The organism is Paenibacillus alvei DSM 29 (assembly GCF_000293805.1).
Lineage (GTDB): Bacteria > Bacillota > Bacilli > Paenibacillales > Paenibacillaceae > Paenibacillus_B > Paenibacillus_B alvei.
Genome location: NZ_AMBZ01000001.1, coordinates 172,918 through 195,542 on the forward strand (window position 1 = coordinate 172,918; position 22,625 = coordinate 195,542).

The following is a 22,625-nucleotide window of genomic DNA, read 5'->3' on the forward strand; positions in this document are numbered from 1 at the left end:
AATCAATCCAGAGATTTCATTCCACTAAGGAGCTGATTGTATGAACTTCCCTTCTCTTCAGGACATTGAGTCCCTTGAGAGAGACGAACAAATTGAAACCATTAAGAAGCTTCGTCTTACAAATCGTATTCATGAGATGGCAGAGGGCTTCGGGTTCAAAAGCTCTTCGATGTATTACAATTGGTTGAAAAAACTGCAAATCTATGAGGACCTGTGCGGGAAAAAGAGTGTCTTTAATCCAGTTGTGCCGCGTCCATCCAGTGACATGATGCATGCAGGCTCAAGTTATGCACTTCGAGATGAAATGGGCAGCTTTCCACAGTCATCTCAACAAATCGTTCTATCCCAGGACGAGATGAAATTCAAATATGAATTAACTGCTTCAGGATCACAGACTGCTGCCTTGCTTCGTAAAATTGCGGCCTATATTGAAGATGAAGAAAGCGATTTCAAAATCTCGCTATGTATTGAAAAATAATGAGCTGTAATCCAAACCAAAAGGGCTGCACAAATTTGATTTGTGCAGCCCTTTGCCATTCAAGCCAAATATGATGGTTCTACGACAGCCCCAACTGCTCGAAGGAACGATGCATATCCTCAATGAGCAAATTAGGATCCTCAAGCCCAGCATACAGCCGTACAAGCACAAGACTTTCGTTCTTTGAACCCGCTTGGGGACGAACGACCTGTACTAGGCTTTCATAACCACCCCAGCTTACGCCGATACGGAACATTTGCAGTCGATCCGCCCAATCCAGCACCTGCTCAAGCGGCAGATCCGTTTCGAATGAGAACAAGCTGCCATACCCGCTCATTTGCTGCTTTGCCAGTTCATGCTGCGGATAAGAAGCAAGTCCCGGATGATTGACTCGAGTAATATATGGATGCTCGTCCAAATAAGCAGCAATGGCCAGACCATTCTGCTGCAGTCGTTCCATACGCAGCGGAAGTGTCCGCAGCCCGCGCATGGCCATACATGCCGTTTGCGGCGTCATAATTCCCCCATACAATAGGAATTCTTGGCGGCCGATTTCTTTTAGTCGCTCTTGTGAGCCGATAATCGCTCCTGCCATAATGTCGCTGTGTCCACCTACATATTTGGTTAAGGAGTGGACAACCAGGTCGATACCCAAAGCAAGCGGATTTTGAAATATCGGAGTTGCCCATGTATTATCAATAATCGTTGTGGCTCCAATCCGCTTGGCCAGTTCAGCGCAGGCGCGCAGATCCTGCAATCTGATCGTCATGCTTGTCGGGCTTTCCAGGTACAACAGCGATGTATTTGGCCGAACCGCAGCTTCTATACACTCTATTGATTGCCCATCTACGAATGTCGTCTCGATCCCGAAGCGATGCAGGTAATTCCCAAGCATCTCACGAGTTGGCCCGTATACATGCTCCACACATATGACGTGATCGCCGCTCTTAACGGCCGACATGATTGCTGCGGAAATAGCCGCCATTCCAGAAGCAAAGCAGCGAGCGGCCTCTCCGCCTTCCAGCATAGCCAACCGCCGCTCCAATTCATTCACGCTAGGATTGTTGCCTCGCGAATACAGATGGTGCTCAAGTGGGGAATCCAACGCCTCATAGAATTCCTTATGACAAGAAAATGTAAACAAACTATTCTGATACATGGGCATCGTAACTGCGCCAAAATGCCGTTCGTCGTGGCAATCATGCACGACTAATGTTTGCTTGTCCCACTTCTTGTCTGAAGCCGGGCTTTGTTTCTCGGTTGACATAATCCTATCGTTCCTTTCACAGCAGTAATCACTTCATTTATCATACACGAACTGTGGCCTGCAACCTCCATCTATCCTATGCCGGTGTATAATCGTTGAGGTTTATCTCATGCTCTCATTTCCGCCTTTAATCCCTTGGATTTGTAGATACAGCCGCTCGTCTGCGATAGATCTGATAGCCTTTGCGCAGCAGCTCTAGCAGCCACTCTGGAACTGGAACTCCCCACTTCAGACCAAGCGGCTTATACAGTAGCTTGTAGGCACGCTTGAAATCTTTCCACATTCGATCCGGCTGCGGGATAAGAAAGTCAGACACGTCCACAACATAGCCTCTGCTGCCATCGTACATGACATTTTTCCCATGAATGTCCCTTGGTGTCAACCCCCTCATGGATGCATACATCAGCGCCTCATCAATATCGTCTAATACAGACTGCGGTATTGAAATTCCTTGCCGAAAGCAATGATACAGCGTCACCCCAGGAAGACGTTTCATTACCAAATAGCCTCTTCCCACGCAGTAGCATTCAGAATAGGCAGGGTGCTTGCCAAGCCGCCGATATACTTCAGCTTCGTCCTCCAGCCCTTTTCGACCTGTCGCATATACTTTTACGGCTAGATTGGCATATTGCTTGTGGCTAAATACGACAGCATAATTTCCTGCACCAATCACATCCCAGCCGGCCGGGATGTTGGACACTTGAACGGGATTATCTCCATTCAAGCTCCGAATATCTGCTTCAGGCAGCAGGACAAGTTCAATCTGCTCACACAGCGATTGAAGCTGTTCTGGATTCGGCTTCAATAGACATTTCTCCTAACCCTCGTTACAACATGTATAACCGATTCGTAGCGTTCACTACTCCCTTAATATACCATAATCATCCCATATCAGCTGCAATCATCGCCTGCTCATTTATAAAAAAGAACACCTCTCCCTCTCGGAGAAGTGCTCTTATCATTCATCATTTTATTTACTTCGCAATACATTCATAGCGTTTCGAAGTATGGTCTTCATTCAATTCGCGCACGATACCGTTCTTCACAAAATATTTTAAGCTGCAATACACCGTAGAGAGCGAAATACGTCTTGTATTGGCACGCATCCCGATATAAATTTCAATCGCGGTAGCGGGGGATTCCGCTTGGTTCACGAACGATAAGACCGCTTCTCTCTGCTGTGTCAAATGTACGGATTCTCGCTTATTGTCAGGTTGTACGAATGAGTTCATCGAATGGCGATTCATATGGGTCCCTTCCCTTCTTATCGTTGTTTTTGTAATGTGAAATGCTTGTTATTGGTTCATATGCTGCATATGTGCACTTACATCAATTCCTAAACCTGCTGCAACCCGAGCACCATAGCCTGCGTCTGCCCGGAAGAAGTTGCACAATGCGCGCATTTGAACCTCCGGTCTCACCTGCTTTAGATCACTGACCAAATTCGCAATCAATCGTGTTTGCTCCTCTGGCGTCAGGCTGCGGTACTTATCGCCTGCTTGCCCGAAATCATTTGTCTTGCTAATCGTCCGTCTCATCGTCGTACCGTCAAGCAGCATTTCACTTTCTGCGTATTGTGCCCCAGCTTCAACATATGCACCTGGATGGCTGTTCGGTTCATAGTTAATCGGCGACGGATCCTGATTCACATTCATTGCACCGTCGCGCTGGTGATTGCGAACCTGAGCAAATGGACAGTTCACCGGAATTTGCAAGTAGTTCGCGCCCAGACGATAGCGCTGTGTATCCGGATAAGAGAACAAGCGTCCTTGCAGCAGCTTATCTTCGGATGGCTCGATGCCCGGCACCAATACACTAGGAGAAAATGCAGACTGCTCAACGCTGGCGAAGAAGTTCGCCGGATTCTCATTCAAGGTCATTCGACCTATCTTTATCATCGGCACAAGTTCTTCTGGCCATACCTTCGTAGGATCAAGCGGATCGAAATCAAAATCATCGCTTTGTGCTGGATCGATCATTTGTACATGTAAATCCCACTCAGGAAATTCGCCTGCCTCAATCGATTCATACAAATCACGGGTAGCATGGTTGAAGTCCTTCGCTTGAATTTGCTCGGCCTCTTCTGCAGTCAAGCTGCGCACGCCTTGAAGCGACTTCCATGTATATTTTACATAGATAAATTTGCCATCGGCGTTCACCCATTTGAAGGCGTGCACGCTGAATCCGTCCATTTCACGATAATTCGCTGGGATACCCAAATCGGAGAACAGCCATGTCAACATGTTCGTTGATTCAGGTGACAGCGACATGAAATCCCAATAATGATCTGGAGTTTGGATATTGGTGTGCGGCGCTGGCTTCAAAGCGTGCACCATATCCGGGAACTTAAACGCATCGCGGATAAAGAATATAGGGAGGTTGTTGCCTACCAGGTCATAATTGCCTTCTGTCGTATAGAACTTTACGGCAAATCCTCGCGGGTCGCGAAGCGTCTCAGGAGACGTTCCTCCGTGAATAACTGTGGAGAAGCGTACGAATACCTTCGTTTCCACAGAAGGATCCTGCAAAAAGGCTGCCTTCGTATATTTAGCCATACTTTGATAAGGACGAAACATACCAAATGCGCCTGCACCGCGCGCATGTACGACTCGTTCAGGAATACGTTCTCTATCGAAATGCGCCAGCTTTTCAATCAGATGGTAGTCCTCCAGCAGCACTGGACCGTTTTGCCCTGCTGTTTTCGAATTTTGATTATTGGCTACGGGGGCGCCTTGGTTCGTTGTCAGTCTCGTCGGCTTGCTCAATACTATCGCCTCCACAGTATTTATTTTATCTTTTACATGATAATTATTATTATTAAGCGTGTTATTAATTTAGCACACTGCGGAGTTATTATCAATAATAATTATAATTTAATATTTATTTTTAGTTAAAACATCAGACCAATCCTGTATCCATTATGAGTCAACCCATCATAGGGAATTCGAATTATAGGGCTCAGAAATGTAGAGAGGAAAAGCCCCTTATTCCCTGCGCAAATCAACTATCAGATTACAGGAGATAAGGAGCTTCTGGTATTGAGTGATATATGCAGATGGTGTTAGGCTCTTCGTTGATTGGAACGAGAATGATGAATCAGTTCGGCATAGTATCCGTCCTGTGCTAACAGCGATTCATGTGTCCCCTGCTCTGTCACGCGGCCATGCCGCATCACGATAATACGATCCGCATGCTGAATTGTAGATAAGCGATGAGCAATAACGAGCGTTGTCCGTCCCTCGGATACAACTTGCAGTGCTTGTTGAATAAGCTGCTCTGTATGAGAATCCAGGTGCGCCGTCGCCTCATCCAAAATAAGAATGCGAGGCTGAAACACAAGAATGCGCGCGAAGGAGATAAGCTGTCTCTCCCCTGCCGACAAACCACTTCCGCGTTCTGACAGCCTTGTATCATAACCCTTCTTCAAGCGTTTGATAAGACCGTGCGCGCCGACAGCCTTGCATGCCCAGACCACTTCTTCACGAGTTATCGTATTTTGAAATAATCGGACATTATCGAGGATTGAGCCGGAATAGAGAAACGGATCCTGCTGTACAAGTCCTACAATTTGATGCAGCGTATGTTGCGGCAGCTTGCGGATATCGACCCCGTCAATTTCCACGCTTCCCCGCTTGACATCATAAAATCGGGCTAGAAGGTTCACAAGTGAACTCTTGCCTGCCCCTGTAGTACCCACGATGCCTATAAATTCGCCTGGTCTAATATGCAGATCCAGATCGTGCAGCACGTCTCGGTCATCGACATAGGCGAAGCGAATATGGTTGAAGTCAATCTTCCCTTGGACATCAGAGGCTGCCACTTTATGGGTATCTTCCGGTTTTGGATCGGTCACTTCCGGCTGCACGCGGAAAATGCGCCATAAGCGATCCATAGATACGCTCGTCGACTGAAGCGTATTCCACTGCTGAGTAATATGGTTGATCGGCTGGAAAAATTGCCGAATGTAGTTGATAAAAGCATATAAAACACCGAATGCCAAAGAAGTATCCAATACCGCATAACCGCCAAGCCACACGATGAATGCAATGGATACGTTGCCCAATATATCGAAGGAGCGGTTGAACATGATGCTTGTTCGCACCTCGCGCAGGTTTTCACGCAAATACTTTCGATTCTGCTCAGTAAAGCGTTCCGTCTGCTCCTGTTCCTGATGAAATGTCTGAATCAGACTCATGCCTGACAGATTCTCCGCCAAGAAACCTATGAGTCTGGATAGTTCTCCGCGCGCGCGTTGATAGGCAGATCGCAAGGCCTTGCGAAAGGCGACCGCAATCGCAAAAATAATCGGAAATAAAATTAAGCTGTACAACGCAAGCTTCGCGTCAAGCGAGAACATAAAGGCCACAACCAATATAAGCGACAATCCATCCCTTACTGCACTTAGTAACACCTGGGTAAAGAACCGATTAATCGTTTCGGTGTCGCTCGACACGTTCGTCACAAGACTGCCCATCGAATGGCGATCGAAGAACGACATTGATTGCTTCGTAATATGCTCGAACAAGTCTTTCCGAAGCTGTCCGACAATCCCTTGCCCTACCTTCTGCAGCAGATTGGCCTGGATGTACGTAAACAATAAGCTGAGCAGCGCCAGCAGCAAATAACCGCCGCCAAGCATAAACAGCGTCTCCACTCCATGCTTGCCAGCTAGTACATGATCGTCAATTGCTATCTTTACAAGGTAAGGCTGCAGCAGATCCGCACCAATTGCGAAAAAGGTACATAAAAAAATCGCGAGAAACGTAAGGCGGTACGGCTTTGCATACGCAAGCATGGCGCGAAACGATTGCCTGCGATCGTCTGGAGATCTATCTGCAAGGCGTGGGCCGGAATTCTTAGGCTGGATCCGAGGGTTATTCCTACTGTTCTCATTCATTGTCGGCTCAGGCATTTCTCATCCCCTCCTCTTGAATCATATAGAGCGAGGCATAGTAGCCGCCTGTCCGGACAAGCTCTTCGTGCGTTCCGCGTTCCGCAATGCATCCATTTTCAAGCACAACTATTTCATCGGCGTGACGAACAGCACTAATGCGATGCGCAATAATGATATTGGTCTTGCCCTTCCTTACTGCTCGCAAGTTGTTCAATATCGTCGTCTCTGTCACAACATCGACTGCACTTACACTATCGTCCAATATGAGAATGGGGGCATTCTTAATAATCCCCCGCGCTAGGCTTGTGCGCTGGCGCTGGCCCCCGGACAAGGTAAGACCGCGTTCACCAAGCTTCGTACGGAATTGATCCGGGAATCCCATAATATTGTCCCATACATCCGCATGCTTTGCTGCATCCTCAACGGCTTCGTCTGCTGCATTCCGGTCGTAGAAAGCAATATTATCGCGAATCGTGGTACTGAACAGGAATCCATCCTGCGGTACATAGGCAATTTGCGTCCGTAAGCTCTCCAGCGTTCCTTGGCAAATGTCCTTGCCCCCAATCCATATCGTCCCTTCCGGTGGATCGTACACGCGTAGCAGAAGCTTCACCAGTGTCGACTTGCCGCTTCCCGTCTTGCCGACAATCCCCAGCGTCTTCCCGGTCGGAACATGAATACTCACGTCAGATAAGGATGCGCCGGTACCCTCAGGATAAGTAAATGATAAATGTTTGATTTCAATTGCCGCTTTCTCTGCCGAAATAGGCATCGCATCATCCAGTTCGCGGATGTCCGGTTCTTCAGTTAGCAGTCGGTTCAAGCGGTCAAGCGAGGCTCTGGAGCGCAGCATCACATTAATTACGTTGCCGATTTGCTGGAGGGGCGTCATAATCATGCGCAAATATAGGGTCAATGTAACGAAGCCGCCAAGAGACAACTGTCCCTGAATGGACAGAATGCCTCCGTACGTGATCGCAATAACGAGCGAAAGTGCGCCTGCGAACGGAATGAGCGCCTGAAACAAAGAAGTCATACGAACAAGCCCCAATTGATTGTCACGAATTTCATCGACTGTAGCTCCAAAGCGTTCCTCTGCCACATGCTCCACTGCGAACGTCTTCGTCACCTTCATGCCTCCGAATTGCTCTTCTGCAGATTCGGTCATTGCCGCCAGTGATTCCTGCACCGCTCGCGAGCGAGTTCGAATGCGCGGCCCGAAATAGATGACGATCAGCGGTATCGTTAGCAGTGGAAGCACACATACGAATACCAAGTACAACGGAATACCGCTTATGCCCATCATGATGATGACAGACAAGAGCAGGATCGTAGCATTCGTTGTCTGGTTCACACCGTTGGCGATCGTTTCTCGGACTGAGGTCACGTCATTCATGAAGTAGCTTAACAGCTTGCCTACACCATGATTCGAATAATAGTGCTCGCTCAGCTTGGTGAATTGGACGAACAGCTTCTGCCTCGTATTGAATTCGAACTCGCGTCCAAGGCGGTGATTCACGTATTGTCCGATACCGAACAAGAGACCGTAGCCTATTGCCACTCCCAGCAGCCATAAGCTGTAATGAATCACCGCTTCCTTCGTCAGCCCCTTCATCTGCAAATCATCTGTGAACCGCCCTAGCAAGGTCGGGAATAGAGAATAAATGATATTGGATAATGCCATGCAGCCCACAGCTATCACATACAGCGGCAGATGAGCCCGGACATGACTAAGCAGCAGCGTCTTTCCCTTCATGGATAGCACCACATCCTGTCTCTTATTCTTTTGTTATAGCCGCTGCTTCACCATACAGCATCGGCTGACTCGTTATCAGCCGCATGCGGGTGCAGCGTGTTCATTGCATTTTTTGAAAGTTATTTTGTCACTGCATTTTCTTTATCGCACTGTGTATATCTGTACATAAATAGTAATGGAAATGTCCACCACACACAAACCATATTTTTACATACAGACATACAAGCAGCCATACTTTACTTTACAAAATATTCATCCCTTCCTTCTTAAATATAAGGTGTTCACCCCATCCAAATAGGCCGTACGGTTCATGAGTAGGTATAGAAGAAATGAAGTCGGCAAAAGTATTGCGTTAGAGATAATGCGGACAACGTTATTGCACAGGGAAACAGAAAAGCCGCTTGCCTCGATCTGAGGCAGCGGCTTGAAACTGCAAATAACGTCATCTACGTGCGACTTATGAAATTGTTCGGAAACAAGCTACAAGCTAATTATGGGCAGCTAAAATCAATGCCGAGGCATCTGATGCATAAGGCGCCTTTTCAAAATTACTGTAAGCTTCGATATGATCAAATCCGCATTGTTCAAGCATCTGCACTAGCTGATTGTACGTAACCGGGATCAAGGGGATGGAGCTGCTCACCGACTGACCATTAGCCGTCAACGTCGTCGTAAACAGCACCTTATCATCAACAAGCTCGTAGCTTCTTTCAAAAGCAACATGCTCATTGCGAATGACCGGGAACGTAAAATTGCTTCCGGCAAGTACGTTATCATAGTTCACAACTTGAATGAGCAGTGTTCCGTGTGCCCGCAAACTCCCGTACGACTGCTGCAGAAATTGATGAATCTCCTTCCTGTCCTGAAGGTGTGCAAGCGTATTGCCCACACAGTATATGCCATCATAGTGATCGGTGAGCTGCTCCAACTCCAGCATAGAGGTTGAGATGGCCGTAAGCCGCCCGCATTGCTTCGCTTTCGCTCGGATGCGAGCACACATCGCCACCTCAGGTTCGGCCGCAGTAACGTTGTAGCCCGCTTCCGCAAGCGCGTAAGCAATATTGCCTGTGCCCGCTCCCATATCAAGCAGGGAGCTTCCTTCTGCATAATAGGATGAAATATATCGCAGCTGCTTTTCATTTGCCGGAAAGAGAACATCATAATACGGAGTTAAAGCGCGATAGAACGTCATGTGAAAGATCTCCTCTGTTAAGCCTTTATTAGCATATAATCGGATTTAACTATATCGTAAAAACTTGATGCAAAATGTGATCTCAATCAAATCATCCAGAGTCTTTCTTTGCTATCATAACCATGCATTGATAATGAATCTCAATTGCAAAGGAGAGCTTAAAATGAGTGAACTTATTAATAATCGCGAGAACCGTACCTTACATCATACAGAACGTCAACAGCTTCTTAAACAAATCATAAAGGATCTTCATAACGGACAATCAGAAGATGCTGTGCGCGAACGATTCAAGCAAGCGATCGGCAATGTTACCGTACAAGAAATATCGCAGTTGGAAGAAGCCTTGATGAGGGAGGATGGCATTCCTGTTCAAGAGGTGCAGCGTCTTTGCTCTGTGCACGCTTCCGTCTTCGAAGGATCGATTGAGGATATCCATCGTTCGGATCGCGCCGAAGATCAACCAGGACATCCCGTTCATACGTTCAAGCTGGAAAATAAAGCGATCGATCAGCTCGTCAATTTCAAAATGAAACTTCATAGCGAACAATATGCCAAAAATGATACAGAGCAGAATCGATACAAGCTCTTAAATGACCTGAACTTGTTGTTAGACGTCGATAAACATTACAGCCGTAAAGAAAATCTGCTATTCCCTTATCTTGAGAAATATGGAATTTTCGGTCCAACAAAGGTAATGTGGGGCGTTAATGATCAGATTCGGGCTTCCATTAAAGAGGCGAAGCGTCAATTAATGGAGCACACACCTAATCAGCAGAAAATCCTGAATCTGCTTCAGATCGTCATACATGAAGTGACTGCCATGATATCGAAGGAAGAGAATATTTTGTTCCCGATGGCATTGAACGCCTTAACGGAAGACGAATGGTTCAAAATCGCGCATGAGAGCGAAACGATCGGCTATTGCTTGGTAGAGCCTGCTGGAACGTGGAGCCCAGCGCGCCATCACATTAAAGACTTCCCCGAACAGAATGATTCGACTGATGAGGAATCACTTGACGGTTACGTTCGCTTTGAGACTGGAATCTTGTCCGTCAAGCAACTGGAAATGATCATGAACCATCTTCCCGTCGATCTTACCTTCATCGATCAAGATGACGTGGTTCGGTTCTTCTCTCATGGCAAGGATCGAATCTTCGCGCGCACGAAAGCCGTAATCGGACGGACGGTTCAGAACTGCCATCCGCCACAGAGCGTCCATGTCGTGAATGAGCTGTTGGCGGACTTTAAGGCAGGCAAGAAAGATGTCGAAGATTTTTGGATACCATTCAAGGATAAGTTTGTATATATACGCTATTTCGCGGTTCGGGATGAATCGGGGCAATATATGGGGACATTGGAATTTACGCAAAATGTAAGCGAGATACGAGCATTAGAGGGACAAAAGCGCATCATGTCCTAGATAACTCTGTTCTCCAACACTGGCTCACCGGTACCGTCTTTCTTACGCGAAATGTACCGTAGGCCGCACAATCAGCCCAACTGCTGCTTGCAAGCCGCTTTCCTTTTCATTCAAGGGAGCGGCTTGAAGCAATAAGCACTGTCTGCAACTAACGCTTAGCAACTTGCATCCGGCACCTTCATGCGTTCCAGTACCGCCCGCTTGCGATACAGCATCTGCGCCGTCTCCGCCATGTCATGAATCATGGAGCGGTTCATGAACGAACCGAACACCATTCCGATGACCGGCACGGATTGGAACAGCTTCTTCCAGCCAAAATTATCAGTAAAGGACACCATCGTTTCCCGCCAGCCCTGTACTTCAGACAGGGAGTCACGAAGCCTATTCGGGTTGTCATAGTCGCCAATGTCCTGCAGCACTGCCTGCTTGCCTACAATGTCCGACATCGTAAGCTGCATGCACTTTACAATAAAGAGCCTCTCTCTTGGATCATCCGGATCAAAGCCGTAGCATATCGCCGTCTCCTGAAGCACTTTCAAAGCAATCCCTAGAACCGCGGGGATATCAACCGCCAACGTAAATATGCCGCCAAATCCGGTCGTCGCTCCTTGCGCAAATGCTACTGTTTTATTGGATTCCTTTACCGAATCCGCAACAGCATTGCTCAGGGCCAGCGGCATCTGCCTCACACCTGACAAATCCAGAGGACTCCCCTGTGCAGTGAAGGCCGCGAACGAGTCAGGCTCTTCTTCTTTCCACTTGTTGCAGAGCTTCTGCAATATGCTTTTTTTCTGGACTAAATAGCTTCCGCCTGTATGGAGATAGCCCCCCAGCTCATCCAGCAATTCAGCCATTTTGTTTTGTATCCCTTTGGGAGTAAAGCGATCCAGCAGCGTGAACGGCAGCCGTCCTACTTTTTCAAAAATGGATAAATCCTTCTGCTCGCGTTCCCATACTTCAATCGCTTGCAGCATCTGTTCAAGTTCAAGTCTCGATTCTCCCATCGTTCTTTATCTCTCCGTCCCCGCATTAGAATAAACAATTATTTCTATACCATACGGAATGACTTCATGTAGGTTGCGTCTCCTTTTCTCCCAAATGCTCTGCAGTTCGCCAATACAATCGGAAACACAGCAGGGATATAGATGCCAGCGAAAAGTTGGAAGAGATTCATACCGAAGGGTCAGCAATTTTCTTGTCGTTTTGTCCAATCTTCCTCTATACTTGGTGGTAATTAAATAAATTTTTATATTTTCATATATTTATGTTCCTGCAACTTAATCTTTTATCTATCTTCATTGATGTCTTCATGTTCGTTCCATAGAAAGAAGGGATAACTATGCATTGGTATGAACCGTTCCAGTCTGAGATTGAACAAGTCTTTCATGAGGCCGAATGTATCATCGGAGCATTCCCAGCCCCTTTGAATGCGGCAGGATTACGTTATTTGGAGAAGTTCAACCCTGGCAATGATCGAAGCACGGACAATTATATATGTTATTGTCTGCCTTATTGGATGCAGGACATGACTGGACTCACGACAACGCATTGCCGCCGCTTGGCTCTGGCAGGAATATTCGTCATGCTCTATTACTTCATTCAGGATGATGTCATGGACAACGATTGCGGTAATCCAACCGAGCAGCTTGCCTTAGGAAATCTATGCTACATCGAGCTGCTTGACATCTATAGACAGCTATTCCCTCCCCAGTCCCCATTCTGGGACAGCTTCAGGCAGTACACATTAGAATGGGTCCATGGCGTCACAAGCGAGCGTATTCAGGATGTATTCATGACGAATCGCCTTAAGGTCGCTTATAAGGCTGCACCTGTCAAGCTGGCAAGCAGCGGAGCTCTATACTTAACAGACATGGAGGACAGGCTCCCGCAAGTATCCGAGGCCATTAATACTGCGCTTATCTGTTTGCAAATGAATGACGATTGGGCAGATTGGCAGACAGATCTGCAAGATGGAAGCTATAATTGCCTGCTGGCCTGGATTCGTTCTATAAATCAAATTCCGACAAATGAACCACTTACTGAGCAGTTCGTTCGACATGCCATTACCGTATCGGATGTCCTTTATTCCTTTGGTCAAGAAGCGTTGACACTGCAAGCCAAGCTGGATGCCATGCCGGAATCAGCCCCTCATATCATTGAATTCAGCCGCTCATTAGTAGAAAATCTGTTTGAAGAAGCCGACCGGATTCGACAACATCGGGAAGCTCTGATGATGGGCGGATTGTCATATTGGTTGTCGAATTCGGTAACAAAGTAGTAGTTTGCGGAATACGCAGAATGATACATTGGAAGCGCAAGATATCCCATTCTAAAGGAGGGGTACACATGGTTTCTGCGGATCAACTACTTAAAAACCAAATCATTCACAAAGCTTGGGAAGATCCCTCATTTAAGGAACGATTGCTGTCTAATCCGAAAGCAGCTATTAAAGAACTACTGGGCATTTCAATTCCTGACCATGTTGAATTGACGACTCAGGAAGAAACAAAAGATCACTTCATCCTCGTCATTCCTCCAAACCCGGCAGAAATACTTCCTACCGACAATGTTCGGCGTTTTTCTGGTAATCCATTTTTCCTTCCTCGAAAATGGGCTTCCCTATCATTCTCATGACTTGTGGGATGCCCTTTCTCTCTAATTAATCTATTTTATGCCCCACTATGTAACGATAGAGGCGGCTCCTCAAATGCTGCGGGGAAGCGCACAACTGCTTCCGTCCCCTTCCATTTTTCGCTATAAAAATGAATACTTCCTTTCATAACTTCTATAATTCGGAAGGTAACCATTAGACCTAACCCTGTCCCCTTTGTCTTGTTTGAGAAGTAAGGTTCACCTAATCTGGCAATCTCCTGATTATCCATACCAATGCCAGTGTCCTTGACGCAAATGATAATATTCCCCTCTGCTGCATACCCCTCAATTCGAATCGCTCCTCCATCCTGCAGTGCTTCGATGCTATTCTTGATCAGATTGATAAAGACTTGCTTGAACTTAGAAGAGTTTCCGTAAATAAACAGATCTAGTTCTACGTCCAGATCTATGACTCCACCCTGCATATTTGCAAGCGGAGTCAGTATCCCTTCTATTTGCCTGAGCTCATCCCCAACATCCAGAATCACAACATCCTCCAGCTCCGGCTTCGCGAAAGTTAGAAAATCAGTTATTATTCCTGAAGCCCGATCAAGCTCAGTTAAGGCTAGCTTCACATATTCCTTTTCCTTGTCATCGGAATGATTTCGCAGAAGTTGAAGGAATCCTCGGGTCACTTGGAGCGGATTACGTACTTCATGGGCTACAGAAGCCGCAAGTTCACTGATGATGTGCATCTTTTCGGAGTGCTGCAGCTTACCGTTGTACATTTCTAGCTCTTTGGAATACTCAATTACTTGTTCATGGTTGGCAACAATTCGTCTGCCCATAATCATAATAAAGGCAATAACAAAAGCCACAACGCCCCATTTCCAAATGGTAAGTTCATATTGACCAGATCGAACCAAAAACCAAACTAATTCTCCTAATGTCACTACAGCAAAAACAATAAAGCCAATCGCAAACAATATTGCATCCACATTTTTTCGAACAGCATATACAATCGATAGACCAACTAGCAAACACAACTGCAGGACAATAATAATGGCATACACAGTAACTGTAAGAAAATAAAAGACGCCGTAAAATTGATTGTTCATAGGGGATATGAAAATCACGCCCAAAAGCATAAGGATTCCATATCCTATTTGAAACTTTCGGATTTTAGAGGTTAGAGAATACGGTCCAGGACCGGTAATTTGTTCAAAATAATAGGTTAACGCAGGAAAGAGAAATTGCATGGCTATATCGAATAAGCGAACAGTATACCTTCCATATTCTCCGAAAAAAATATAAATAAATTTTGAATGCGTGATCATAATAATACCCGCACACAATATAACAATATTCAGAGACAACCAGCTCGGTAAGTCAATGTTGCGAAGACATAGGACACAGATGAACATCACGAGGGCGACAAATATCAAGGAGCTTCCTAGTAGGATATCAATAAGCCCTTGGCTCGCATAATCTTGTATAATGTCTTGATAATCGCCAATAATAACTGGTTTTTGAATCCCTATTCGTTCAACTGTTGAAAATGCGTGAATGTAGATGTGCTGCCCGCTTGAAGAGGGTTTTATCGGTACTAAGACCTGAAAAACATCAGATCCATAATCGCGTGCAGAATGGTATAGTCTTCTTCCTTCCTCCGAATATACATCTACACTAAATCCGTATAACATACTTATGTATAATCCGGGTTGCTCCCAATGGACAGAGGGAATTGATATTCGATACCAAGCAGATTGGTTTCCTTGGGGCTTCAACGGAATGTTAGTTTGAATATCAACAGGCTTCCATCCCTCTGCTCTGCTTTTAATGTCCTTCCATGCGCTTTGCCGCTGCTCCCATATTACATCCCATTGGGTAAGCGTGATTTTTGAGGGTTCTGGTTGTGTGGATAATAGAGAAGGGAATGTTATTGCTCCAATAACCAATAGAATGAGGCCAATGAAAATACCTCGCGTGATCCAGTTTCTAAATCCCATTTCACACCTCTGCATGTATTCAAGGATCATTCCATATCCGATAAGGGCAATACTTCAACAAAAATATGTAAAATCCTTCTTATAATCTGGAAATCGAACCAATTCTGATACGCGTCTCCAAAAAATATAATAAAGTACAGGGATCTTGTTGAAAATGCCCGCTCATGCCACTTATGTGTCGATCAATGTGAGGGAGAAGACATAGTGATAGTATATACGAAACAATTGCGAGATGACTGTCGAAAAAAGAATGTCGAATGGATTTTTTCATAATCGTATCCTTTGTTGGGTTCGTTCCTAACAGATGCATTGCAAGCAGGCAGATTTCCTTGTTACGATGAATACATAAATAGATGATATACATCGTACGTAATGTAATCTACAAAGGAGTAACCCTATGACAACTTATATAGAAGAACATTATAACGGCAACGATTTCAGCTATGTGAATTGGAGCGAGTCTGAGCTTCGCAACTGCACGTTTACCTCCTGCCGTTTTCGAGGCGCTCAACTGGCCGGAGCATTGACAACAGGCTGCCAATTTATTGACTGTGACTTCACTGGAGCTATACTTAATGGCTCTATCCATACGCGAAGCGCGTTTACGAATTGCCGATTTACAGGAGTTAATTTATTCGCAGCAAAATTTGAAGAATGTAAAATGGTAGGGACTGATTTCACCAATGTATTATGGGACGGCATTACGATCAACGGAGGAGATTGGTCGTATACAAATTTGCGCCATGCGAATTTTACGAGGCAGGATTTGCGCAGTGTTCGTTTCATGGAAGCGGATCTAACAGAAAGCAAGCTGGAGAAAGCTGACCTGCGGGATGCCGACTTAACCCGCACAAATCTTACCAAAACTAAGCTTACAGGTGCAGATCTGCGAGGGGCTGATATGAGCGGAGTGAATTTCAAAGCGCTGGATCTTGCTAAAGTCCGAATTGATATGTTCCAAGCCGTTGCATTTGCTAAGGCATATGGAGCCAAGGTAGATTAGTATATAGTAACAGCCGTAATCTGCTAATATAGCAAATTGCGGCTGTCATTCATCATGCTTTTTATTTGAAAATAAGCAGCGCATTGCTAATGCTGCGCCCAGGGTATGTCATATATCTTCCATTGTAATAAAGGCCACTGGATGCCCCGCCATCCAAATTCATAGCCTGATAAGCGCCAGCCTGCTTCATCACTCTAGCAAGCTCTGGAATCGTAGCACTAGATGTAGTCAAGATAATTAGCTTGTAATCCTTCGTTAGACCAACCGCACTGCGTATACTGCTGTGCTTCAATATTTTAGGGTCTTTAAATCCCTCGCCTTTCAGATTGACGGTGATCTTGCCATCTGTAAGAAGACGCGGCCCTACCTGCAGCGCTCCTTGCACATCTCCTTCATTAAATCGCTCCAAGAACGATTCTCCCGGGATCATCTCTACCTGATTCCCCTTCGTAAACACAAGCACACTCCGTTTATCACCAGAGCCATTATGTATCATTCTTCCATTTCTAACTACATAGCCATACGGGACTCTCACCTTAGTCTTGGAGTAGGCATCAAAATAGCCCCCATTTATCGCAGCTACGGCATAATTACGCTGTGCCATATGCTTGAGGTTATCGACCGAGCCCTCTCCTCCGTAACCAACTCCTACGCCGAGACGAATACGAGGATGCAGCAGATTTATGGTCAGCATCGAGGCATACACCCGCTTGCTTCCAACCTTGAATGCTCGCTTACTCTTCTCAATCGATGATGCTTGGCTGCTCCGCTGCTTCGAAACGACAGGCAGGCGAACATGACTGTCTCCACTCCAAAAATGGACAACCGATCCGTTCTTGTCCCATTCCATGTTCAGACTCATCGCTTCGCTGACGATTCGTACCGGAACATAAGTCGTCCCCCCTGATCGGAAGGGGGCTGCATCCAGCTCCGTATCAACCCCATTGACATATGCCTGCGTCGTACCTAATGTCATCTCCAGATAATTATCGTCGCTTACCACCTCTATGCGCTTGCTCACAGGCTCCCATGTCACTTGATAATGAAGTTTATCGCTCAAATAGCGTATTGGAACGTAAGTGCGGTACGCCTTCGTATCCATAAGCCCATATGAACTCGCATCTGCATTAGCTTGCCCCTGCGGTATAACAACTGTAAAAGTTAAGGCTAGCCCTAGAACTGCTGTGATTATTTTTTCAATTTTGGCACTCTCCCCAAGGTGTAAATCCAAATTCAGGAATATAGTATCATATCATCATTTTGATGACGGTGTCTTTTTTCGACAACAATATCAATTTGCCGACGTGATCTGAGGAATCTGACGATTGATGTCGTGGTCAATGAGAAGAGGAGCGCAACGTCAGCGCTCCCCAATATCCGGCACCATCTTATCCAGTAACTAACCTTCTCGATAAATAACTTCCGCATCGAACAGCGTACTGCCATCTGAAGCTTGTCCACGAATAAAGCAGCGGCTATCTTCTGCATGCAGCGTTTCAGCAGTAGATCGATATATATCTACCTGATCCCCGAGAATGATTTCCTTATGGTACGTAATTCGAAAGCGCGACACACCTCGCTCCAATTCCTCTTGCGTCATCGCATCCAAGCATATATCAGCAAATCTGGCATTGTTCAAATGGCCGTTCATATCAATGCTGCTCTGTCTAACGTATAGCGTGTACGACAATTCAAGATGAGTCTCATCCGGTATCACGACTTTCTCCGGCATGTCTCCTACAGAATCCTTATCATTCACCGGAACGTCATAAGGAAACGCTGAGGCTCGCAAGATGCGCCGCTTGTTCAGGTCGACAAGCGCCCATGTGGTGCGGGACTGTGCCACTAACTGCCGCTCTGCATCATACGCAACATAATCACGCAGCCATTGTACACCCTTGGCCCCCTTATGCCATGTATCCAATTGAAGCACATCACCGTACTTCGGCGTGCGCATCAGTTCAAGGTCAACTGTCAGCAACATCCATGCCATACCGCTGCTCACCAACTCATCCATCGATACTTGATGTGCTGCGAGGTGGGAATCCCCTGCCCGCTGCATCCATTCCATCAAGGTCGATAAGCGGCAATCCCGCTTATAATCACAGTTATCGGATGATACTTCATGCTGCTCACTCCAACGCCGAGTGTCCACTTGTACCCCCCACTCCTTCCGAACCAACGGCCGTCTACATCTGACTCGCCTATCGTTTTATTCCTTGTTTATCATAACCGATAATCACTTCGAATGGCGTTATTCATCTGACCAAACCTGTTATTTTTACCGACATTTCATCTCTTCATCAATCTCCGTATAATATGTTAGTATAAACATAATGTATGAATCAAGCTAAAAATCAAGCTGAGCTTGTACGAATTCAGCAAGTAATTCCGCTCTTTACAGAAATTCATGAACAAGATACTTTGAATGAAGTATATCAATTTTAAATAATCATGGATGCAATAAACGGCGAACGAAGCGTTTGTCTTGCATGGGTAAGGAGTAAACACATGATGAAGGAAATGAAAGCTGCCTCAACATGTACCGATGAGGCGGTTGCACAAGATGCGGGCGGACGCGTACTTATTGTGACCTCAGTAGCGCCCGAACGGGATGCTATATTGCGTGGTCTTCAACAGCATCCGCAATTTGACGTTATCATCGGCGGAGTAGGTGTCGCATCTGCCGCTGCTCGGACGGCACGGGCACTGACGCTCGCGAATTCATCGCATTATCGGCTCGTCATATGCGCAGGTATCGGCGGAGGATTTCCAGAGCAAGCTGAAATTGGCTCATTAGTCGTCGCAAGCGACATCATTGCTGCCGATCTTGGCGCAGAGACGCCGGAGGGCTTCATCAGTCTGGACGAGCTTGGATTCGGCTCCGCACGCATCCCTGTCGATGCTGAGCTTGTTGCTCGCGCAACGGCAGCACTGCAAGCAGCGAATCTGCCAGCACGCTCCGGCCCTGTGCTAACAGTTGCAACCGTCACAGGCTCGGCAGCAACAGCGGCACACATGGCAGTACGTATTCCCGGTGCTGCCGTTGAAGCGATGGAAGGCTATGGCGTAGCTACCGCAGCACATGAATTTGGCTTGCCGGTGCTGGAGCTTCGTTCCATATCGAACGCCGTCGGCCCGCGCGATCGTGCTGCTTGGCGTATTCAAGAAGCGCTGGAATCACTGGAAGCTGCCAGCGCTGTATTAACGGAGGTGCTGTAAACATGAAGATTGCCTATTCCCCTTGTCCAAATGATACATTTGTATTCCATGCCTGGGCGCATGGTCTTATACCGGGTGCCCCGGAATTAGAAGTCACGTATGCAGATATCGACATCACGAACCATCTCGCTGCTAGCGGCAATGGATTGGATGTACTCAAAATATCGTATGCTGCGCTGCCATGGGTGCTGTCCGAATATGCGCTTCTGCCTTGTGGCGGTGCGCTTGGCCGCGGCTGCGGGCCGCTTGTCCTAACGAAGGAAGGGACTTCGTCCCAAGCCAGCCCATCCAGCTTGTCCGGCCGCCGTGTAGCAGTTCCAAGTGAACGCTCCACAGCCTACTTGTTGTTCCGTCTATGGGCAGCGCAGAACGTGCCTGGCGGTGTTGGGGAAATTGTCGTGATGCCGTTCCATCAGATCATGCCTGCCGTTCGCGATGGCCACATTGATGCCGGACTCGTTATTCATGAAGCTCGGTTCACTTATCCATCCTACGGTCTTACCATGCTCGCCGACCTAGGCAACTGGTGGGAGGCTGATACAGGATTGCCGATTCCGCTCGGCGCCATAATCGCCCGCCGCACACTTGATGTGGATGCACTTGCTGGCTGGGCTCGCGCATCCGTCGAATATGCATGGGCACATCCGGAAGCATCGCGTGAATACGTGTTGGCTCATGCACAGGAGATGTCCCCAGAAGTAACAGATGCCCATATTAACCTGTACGTCAATGAATTTACGAGAGATTTAGGAGAAGACGGCTATGCCGCGGTCGAGGCTTTGCTTGGCCGCGCGGCGAAGGAAGGTCTTGTTCCTGCCTTCGATCTTGCAGCACTTCGCTTGTAGTCTGCCGTATGATTCGCGAACGCTAGAGGTGTACCAAAAATAGAGCGCCCGCGAGGAACGAGGGCGCTCTATTTTTTCGCAGTCTAGCTATCGTCATAGTGATGCCAGAGCCGACTCTCGAATTGGGTTGCAGCACACAAAATGAGTGATAACTGCTATAGAGAGTCATATGCACTGTCTCTATTGGGATCGCCCATTCTTACTAAGTTGCAGTCCATTCGACATTTCCCAGCATACGCTACAACGAGAAATAAGATGCAAATGCTGCCGACGTAAGCTTTTCATAGATGGGTCGTGTATAATAGTTTCGTGCTAAAGGAAGTAGGCAAATAGAAACGAGATTCTAGGAAAACACTCCGAAGGATTCGCTCTCTTGCTGAAAACAACTACAGGAGTGAAAGTCCAATGGAAACATGGAAGAAAAATTTATGGATTCTATGGTTTGGTACATTCATTGTTTCATCAAGCTTTTCCATGGTTGTCCCGTTCCTGCCGCTCTTTTTGATTCAGATTGGTGTAAAGGATCATATTGAGCTGTGGTCGGGTATCTTATTCAGCAGCGTATTTCTAGCTGGTGCCATCTCCTCTCCGTTCTGGGGGGCAATTGGTGATAAATACGGTCGCAAGCCGATGATCATCCGAGCCGGAATTGTGCTATTTGTGACGTACATCATGCTGGCCTTTGTTACAAATCAGCACCAGCTGCTGGTGATTCGCATCTTGCAAGGTCTACTGACAGGCTTTATCCCGGGATCAATTGCGCTCGTCGGTACGAGTACGCCGGAAAAGAAGGTCGGTTATGCCTTATCGATGATGGCGACCGCCACCGCGACCGGGACCATTATGGGCCCGCTCCTTGGCGGCATCCTATCGAAGCTATTCGACAGCCGACTGACATTCGCATGTGCAGGTGTCTTGTGCTTGATCGCAACACTGCTCGTAATTTTCTGGGTGAAAGAGGAGAACTTCGTTCCTACCAAGGATAGCGGCTCGATCGTCAATACCATTCGGATCGCATCTGTCAATCGTCCATTTATGATTGTACTTCTGCTGTCTCTGTTGACTCAATTCTCGGTCATGACGATTGAACCCGTTCTGCCTCTCTATATTGTAGAGATCGGACATTCGGCGAAGGACGCCTCCCTAGTTGCAGGATTTGTGTTCTCGCTTGTTGGTATTGCAAGTATTCTATTCGCAGCAAGATGGGGGAAGCTTGCCGACCGTATCGGCTTCCAGAAGGTTCTTCTGATCGGCCTGCTTGCGGGTGGTATCGGTACACTCGCTCAAATTCCGTTCCAAAATATATGGTGGTTCTCGATTATTCGCTTTACATATGGCATCTTCTTCTGTGCTGTGTTCCCAGCATTAAATGGACTCGTAGTGCGGACAACAGATAGTGATTTCCGCGGACGCGCTTTTAGTTTGAACCAGACCGCGAATCAATTTGGCGGAATGCTCGGCCCGCTCGTCGGGGGAGCAATTAGCGGTATCTTCTCGATTCATATGGTATTCTGGGTCACCGGTATACTGCTGCTCGCTACGATGGGTCTGGCCTTCTGGACGCAGCGCACCGCTCCCGTACCCGTAAGTGCTTCTGGTATCAACAAAAAGGGATAATGTTATAAAGCACTAATCACTGCAAAATTTTCATAGTAATCATAAGGGGCTATCGTCACTGCAACATGGGTTGCGAGTGATGAGCCCCTTTTCCATTCCCCAATAGAAGGTTGAGATTCTCCTTACCGAGTTGGTTCTTAATTTCTCCAATAGGTCGATAATATTGTCCGCCTATCGCCTACATACGCTTACTTCATCAGCGTTCACAATGTTCATTTCATATCCGTCCGCAAACATAATTGTGATTTGTCATCTCCATTTCATTAAAAAAGATGCTCCCTCAATGAAGGGAACATCTTTTTGTTCGTCTTAATCTGGTTCGTTTACACA

Annotated in this window: 19 protein-coding genes; 8 read left to right on the forward strand and 11 right to left on the reverse strand. The window is 46.8% G+C overall.

Annotation, left to right across the window (positions count from 1 at the left end):
* Positions 1-40: 40 nt before the first annotated feature.
* Positions 41-478: a hypothetical protein gene (locus tag PAV_RS00975; RefSeq protein ID WP_005542840.1), complete on the forward strand. Its 438-nt coding sequence runs from the start codon at positions 41-43 to the stop codon at positions 476-478.
* 79 nt (positions 479-557) lie between these two features.
* Here PAV_RS00975 and PAV_RS00980 read toward each other — a convergent pair whose 3' ends face one another.
* The 7 genes from PAV_RS00980 to PAV_RS01010 form a co-directional block, all read right to left on the reverse strand.
* Complete coding sequence (locus PAV_RS00980) at positions 558-1,745, reverse strand: trans-sulfuration enzyme family protein (protein ID WP_005542842.1); 1,188 nt, start codon at positions 1,743-1,745, stop codon at positions 558-560.
* A 127-nt stretch (positions 1,746-1,872) separates the two neighbouring features.
* Positions 1,873-2,550, reverse strand: coding sequence for a serine/threonine protein kinase (locus PAV_RS00985; RefSeq protein WP_005542844.1), 678 nt, complete (start codon positions 2,548-2,550; stop codon positions 1,873-1,875).
* 169 nt (positions 2,551-2,719) lie between these two features.
* Positions 2,720-2,992, reverse strand: a complete 273-nt coding sequence (locus PAV_RS00990; RefSeq protein ID WP_005542846.1) for a transcriptional repressor — start codon at positions 2,990-2,992, stop codon at positions 2,720-2,722.
* Positions 2,993-3,040: 48 nt separating this feature from the next.
* Positions 3,041-4,510, reverse strand: a complete 1,470-nt coding sequence (locus PAV_RS00995; protein WP_005542848.1) for a catalase — start codon at positions 4,508-4,510, stop codon at positions 3,041-3,043.
* A 296-nt stretch (positions 4,511-4,806) separates the two neighbouring features.
* A complete protein-coding gene (locus PAV_RS01000; protein ID WP_005542850.1) occupies positions 4,807-6,657 on the reverse strand; it encodes an ABC transporter ATP-binding protein in 1,851 nt (616 codons plus the stop codon).
* Entirely contained in the window at positions 6,650-8,395 is a 1,746-nt protein-coding gene (locus PAV_RS01005; RefSeq protein WP_005542851.1) for an ABC transporter ATP-binding protein, read from the reverse strand. Before PAV_RS01005 ends, PAV_RS01000 begins: the two co-directional genes overlap by 8 nt.
* A gap of 487 nt (positions 8,396-8,882) precedes the next feature.
* Positions 8,883-9,587 carry a class I SAM-dependent methyltransferase gene (locus PAV_RS01010; RefSeq protein WP_005542852.1) on the reverse strand — a complete coding sequence of 235 codons (705 nt, stop codon included), beginning with the start codon at positions 9,585-9,587 and terminating at the stop codon, positions 8,883-8,885.
* Positions 9,588-9,750: 163 nt separating this feature from the next.
* Here PAV_RS01010 and PAV_RS01015 point away from each other — a divergent pair, with 163 nt between their 5' ends.
* Positions 9,751-11,007, forward strand: a complete 1,257-nt coding sequence (locus tag PAV_RS01015) for a DUF438 domain-containing protein (protein ID WP_005542854.1) — start codon at positions 9,751-9,753, stop codon at positions 11,005-11,007.
* Positions 11,008-11,162: 155 nt separating this feature from the next.
* Here the strand turns inward: PAV_RS01015 and PAV_RS01020 are convergent, their stop codons facing one another.
* Positions 11,163-12,011 carry an EcsC family protein gene (locus tag PAV_RS01020; protein ID WP_005542856.1) on the reverse strand — a complete coding sequence of 283 codons (849 nt, stop codon included), beginning with the start codon at positions 12,009-12,011 and terminating at the stop codon, positions 11,163-11,165.
* Positions 12,012-12,346: 335 nt separating this feature from the next.
* Here PAV_RS01020 and PAV_RS01025 point away from each other — a divergent pair, with 335 nt between their 5' ends.
* Together PAV_RS01025 and PAV_RS01030 are read left to right on the forward strand one after the other, a co-directional pair.
* Complete coding sequence (locus PAV_RS01025; RefSeq protein WP_005542857.1) at positions 12,347-13,285, forward strand: hypothetical protein; 939 nt, start codon at positions 12,347-12,349, stop codon at positions 13,283-13,285.
* Positions 13,286-13,353: 68 nt separating this feature from the next.
* Positions 13,354-13,641 (forward strand): NHLP leader peptide family RiPP precursor, encoded by a 288-nt coding sequence (locus PAV_RS01030; RefSeq protein WP_005542859.1) that lies wholly within the window; start codon positions 13,354-13,356, stop codon positions 13,639-13,641.
* A 35-nt stretch (positions 13,642-13,676) separates the two neighbouring features.
* On the opposite strand, the gene PAV_RS35750 is transcribed toward PAV_RS01030, so the two are convergent.
* Complete coding sequence (locus PAV_RS35750; RefSeq protein WP_238555725.1) at positions 13,677-14,717, reverse strand: sensor histidine kinase; 1,041 nt, start codon at positions 14,715-14,717, stop codon at positions 13,677-13,679.
* A 1,288-nt stretch (positions 14,718-16,005) separates the two neighbouring features.
* Here PAV_RS35750 and PAV_RS01040 point away from each other — a divergent pair.
* Complete coding sequence (locus PAV_RS01040) at positions 16,006-16,611, forward strand: pentapeptide repeat-containing protein (protein ID WP_005542863.1); 606 nt, start codon at positions 16,006-16,008, stop codon at positions 16,609-16,611.
* 61 nt (positions 16,612-16,672) lie between these two features.
* On the opposite strand, the gene PAV_RS01045 is transcribed toward PAV_RS01040, so the two are convergent.
* Positions 16,673-17,713 carry a phosphodiester glycosidase family protein gene (locus PAV_RS01045; protein WP_238555726.1) on the reverse strand — a complete coding sequence of 347 codons (1,041 nt, stop codon included), beginning with the start codon at positions 17,711-17,713 and terminating at the stop codon, positions 16,673-16,675.
* A 297-nt stretch (positions 17,714-18,010) separates the two neighbouring features.
* Complete coding sequence (locus PAV_RS01050) at positions 18,011-18,766, reverse strand: acyl-[acyl-carrier-protein] thioesterase (RefSeq protein WP_005542867.1); 756 nt, start codon at positions 18,764-18,766, stop codon at positions 18,011-18,013.
* Positions 18,767-19,122: 356 nt separating this feature from the next.
* Here PAV_RS01050 and PAV_RS01055 point away from each other — a divergent pair, with 356 nt between their 5' ends.
* The 3 genes from PAV_RS01055 to PAV_RS01065 all read left to right on the forward strand — a co-directional run bounded on the left by PAV_RS01055 (position 19,123) and on the right by PAV_RS01065 (position 22,295).
* Positions 19,123-19,833: a futalosine hydrolase gene (locus PAV_RS01055; RefSeq protein ID WP_005542869.1), complete on the forward strand. Its 711-nt coding sequence runs from the start codon at positions 19,123-19,125 to the stop codon at positions 19,831-19,833.
* Positions 19,834-19,835: 2 nt separating this feature from the next.
* Entirely contained in the window at positions 19,836-20,678 is an 843-nt protein-coding gene (locus tag PAV_RS01060) for a 1,4-dihydroxy-6-naphtoate synthase (protein WP_005542870.1), read from the forward strand.
* Between the two features lie 405 nt (positions 20,679-21,083).
* Entirely contained in the window at positions 21,084-22,295 is a 1,212-nt protein-coding gene (locus PAV_RS01065; protein ID WP_005542872.1) for an MFS transporter, read from the forward strand.
* The last annotated feature ends 330 nt before the right edge of the window (positions 22,296-22,625 follow it).

Bases quoted from the DNA above. Each gene is read 5' to 3' on its own strand.
- PAV_RS00975 (WP_005542840.1), top strand. From the start codon at position 41: ATGAACTTCCCTTCTCTTCAGGACATTGAGTCCCTTGAGAGAGACGAA.
- PAV_RS00980 (WP_005542842.1), bottom strand. From the start codon at position 1,745: ATGTCAACCGAGAAACAAAGCCCGGCTTCAGACAAGAAGTGGGACAAG.
- PAV_RS00990 (WP_005542846.1), bottom strand. From the start codon at position 2,992: ATGAATCGCCATTCGATGAACTCATTCGTACAACCTGACAATAAGCGA.
- PAV_RS01000 (WP_005542850.1), bottom strand. From the start codon at position 6,657: ATGCCTGAGCCGACAATGAATGAGAACAGTAGGAATAACCCTCGGATC.
- PAV_RS01005 (WP_005542851.1), bottom strand. From the start codon at position 8,395: ATGAAGGGAAAGACGCTGCTGCTTAGTCATGTCCGGGCTCATCTGCCG.
- PAV_RS01010 (WP_005542852.1), bottom strand. From the start codon at position 9,587: ATGACGTTCTATCGCGCTTTAACTCCGTATTATGATGTTCTCTTTCCG.
- PAV_RS01015 (WP_005542854.1), top strand. From the start codon at position 9,751: ATGAGTGAACTTATTAATAATCGCGAGAACCGTACCTTACATCATACA.
- PAV_RS01020 (WP_005542856.1), bottom strand. From the start codon at position 12,011: ATGGGAGAATCGAGACTTGAACTTGAACAGATGCTGCAAGCGATTGAA.
- PAV_RS01025 (WP_005542857.1), top strand. From the start codon at position 12,347: ATGCATTGGTATGAACCGTTCCAGTCTGAGATTGAACAAGTCTTTCAT.
- PAV_RS01030 (WP_005542859.1), top strand. From the start codon at position 13,354: ATGGTTTCTGCGGATCAACTACTTAAAAACCAAATCATTCACAAAGCT.
- PAV_RS35750 (WP_238555725.1), bottom strand. From the start codon at position 14,717: ATGAACAATCAATTTTACGGCGTCTTTTATTTTCTTACAGTTACTGTG.
- PAV_RS01040 (WP_005542863.1), top strand. From the start codon at position 16,006: ATGACAACTTATATAGAAGAACATTATAACGGCAACGATTTCAGCTAT.
- PAV_RS01045 (WP_238555726.1), bottom strand. From the start codon at position 17,713: ATGGATACGAAGGCGTACCGCACTTACGTTCCAATACGCTATTTGAGC.
- PAV_RS01055 (WP_005542869.1), top strand. From the start codon at position 19,123: ATGATGAAGGAAATGAAAGCTGCCTCAACATGTACCGATGAGGCGGTT.
- PAV_RS01060 (WP_005542870.1), top strand. From the start codon at position 19,836: ATGAAGATTGCCTATTCCCCTTGTCCAAATGATACATTTGTATTCCAT.
- PAV_RS01065 (WP_005542872.1), top strand. From the start codon at position 21,084: ATGGAAACATGGAAGAAAAATTTATGGATTCTATGGTTTGGTACATTC.